The 2,292-nt window shown below is 30.0% G+C and carries 2 protein-coding genes and 1 pseudogene; all 3 read right to left on the reverse strand.

The window, feature by feature from the left end:
- Positions 1-178 precede the first annotated feature (178 nt).
- Positions 179-676, reverse strand: coding sequence for a hypothetical protein (locus tag Q1J76_RS01100; protein ID WP_300377811.1), 498 nt, complete (start codon positions 674-676; stop codon positions 179-181).
- 15 nt (positions 677-691) lie between these two features.
- Positions 692-1,951: a cell surface protein gene (locus tag Q1J76_RS01105; RefSeq protein WP_300377814.1), complete on the reverse strand. Its 1,260-nt coding sequence runs from the start codon at positions 1,949-1,951 to the stop codon at positions 692-694.
- A gap of 17 nt (positions 1,952-1,968) precedes the next feature.
- A pseudogene (locus tag Q1J76_RS01110) lies at positions 1,969-2,292 on the reverse strand (cell surface protein); the annotation flags it as partial.

Here is a 2,292-nt window from a genome sequence, read left to right on the forward strand (position 1 = left end):
CATTACGAATATTAATATATATTTGTTCATTATCAAAACCATTAAATAAAAAATATCATTATAATTATCGCTTAAAAATAAAAATGCTTTAAATAAAAAAACTCCCATAAAAAAACCTCAGTTTTAAATAAAAATCTGAGGTTAATTTTAGGAGTTTATAATAATAAAAAAAATTTATTTATTTATTTCTATGCATCTCCATATCTATAATCACTTCTTTATACACAGCATTATTATTTTGATCATTTGAAGTTACGCCCTTACAATAAGCTTTTAAGATATCTATATCATCAAAGGTAATTATTAAATTTTTTATATGTTCATTCCAATCTACTTGACCCAGAGCAGATGAAAATTTTGTCATAGGTACAATAAAATCTGGAAATGTTAACTTATTTTCTTTTATTTCTAAATTTTCAAATTCTTTAACTCCTTTTCCTCCATCTTTATTTCCTGCATCAAAATTTAGAGGTTTAGATAATTGTACTCTAACTCGTTTATCATCAAAAAGTTCTATATATAAAGCCATTTTATCTTGCTTACCTCCGTTTCCTACATATTCCCCTAATCTTTCTTCTAAAGCAGGAGGTGCTATTCCCTCATGAGGATATTTGCATGATATAAATAAAATCAAAATAAATACTATTGCCGTAATAACAATTATTTTTTTATTCATGTTTTTAACTCCTATTTAAAAATGCCAAGTTATTCCAGTACTTGCATTAAATATTAATTTATTTCCCTTATACTTTTCATCAGCCATGTTGCCTGCTACACTTGCTCCGCCTGTTTGAAGTTCAGTATACCATTCTAAATCTTTAATAGCCCTTAAAGTAATTTCAGCATATACAACATATCCTATTGTATAGAAAGGAGCTTTTCTTTTTGATGGCTGAATTTTATTGTCTATTAATTGCATAAACTCTTTAGCACCTATCATTGTAAATGAAACAGCAGGTTCTAAATAGAAATCAATAAACTCTGAAGAAGCAGAAAATCCTACAGGTATTGCAAAAGCAAATCTATAAGGTTCTTTAGCATAATATCCTTCAGGTAAATCTGCCACATATCCTCCTGAAAGCCCTTTATCTACATTAGGATCGGTATTCGCACCTCCTGAAATTTGTCCCCAGCCTCCTGTTTGACCTGGATCATAAAGATTCAAAGATTTTGCAGTTATAGAATAATAATCTGCAATTGTTGTAGGAAGTCCGTTTCCTGCTATAGCAGAACTTAAATAAAATTTAGTTCCTAAAGAATGATCATAAACTGCCCTTATAATAGGATCTATATAAACATTGTTCGGAGCTTCTATTCTAAAGTATAATCTTAATTCGCCTCCGACTGAATTTTGAGCAAAGAATTGATCTTTATATACTTCTTGATCAAGCAAAGGCAAATATGCATATCCGTAATTAAATTTAAATCTCAAATGATAGAAAGGACCTTTATTTATATAATATCTTCCTTCTGCAGCCATAGAAACAACATAAGAATCTTTCAAAAATCTATTTCCTATACCTACAGAAACAGGTACGCTTAAACGAAGATCATCATTTAAAGCATTAAAAGACAGCACGGGAGTATATACTTGATAATCGGGAGTTTTCCATAAAAATTCTAATCCAGCCCCTATACCAAAACTATCATTTTTATATCCCAATGCTAAAATGGCAGCAGGAATAAATTTTACAAGTCCCTGTCCATGTATGCCCGGCATTCCAGTATTATTTACTATCATACCTGCAAAATTCTGAACGCTTGTAATACCTCCTGCTATTTTTAATGAGCCGGTAATATCAGCATTTACTCCTAATGCATCAAGCCTTATTCTAAATTGATTAGTATGCACTAAAAAATCTATAAAAGAAGTTTCAGCATTATAGTATGCGAATATTTTAGAACAACTTATTATAATTAAAAACATAAAAATTAATAAAAATTTTCTCATAATGCAAAACTCCGTTTTTAGAAATACCAAGTTATTCCTGTATTAGCATTAAATACTAATGAAGTATTTCCTCCCTCTGCCAAATCTCCCGCTACTGTTGCTCCGCCTGTTTGTACTTCTGTATACCATTCTAAAGTCGGCACAGGTCTTAATTTAATTTCTCCGTATACTACATAACCAAAAGTATAGAAAGGCTCTTTTCTTTTTGTAACATCATCTTTATAAACTATTTCTCTAGCATTTACCAGAGTAAATGAAAGTGCAGGCTCTAAATAAAAACTTATAAACTCAGAATTAGAAGTAAAGCCTACAGGCAATGCAAATGCAAATCTATAAGGCTG

Origin of the sequence: Brachyspira sp. (assembly GCF_029258575.1) — a bacterium.
Classification (GTDB): domain Bacteria; phylum Spirochaetota; class Brachyspiria; order Brachyspirales; family Brachyspiraceae; genus Brachyspira.

What these genes read in the sequence shown, in the direction of transcription:
- Q1J76_RS01100 (WP_300377811.1), bottom strand. Translation starts at nt 676, where the DNA reads ATGAATAAAAAAATAATTGTTATTACGGCAATAGTATTTATTTTGATT.
- Q1J76_RS01105 (WP_300377814.1), bottom strand. Translation starts at nt 1,951, where the DNA reads ATGAGAAAATTTTTATTAATTTTTATGTTTTTAATTATAATAAGTTGT.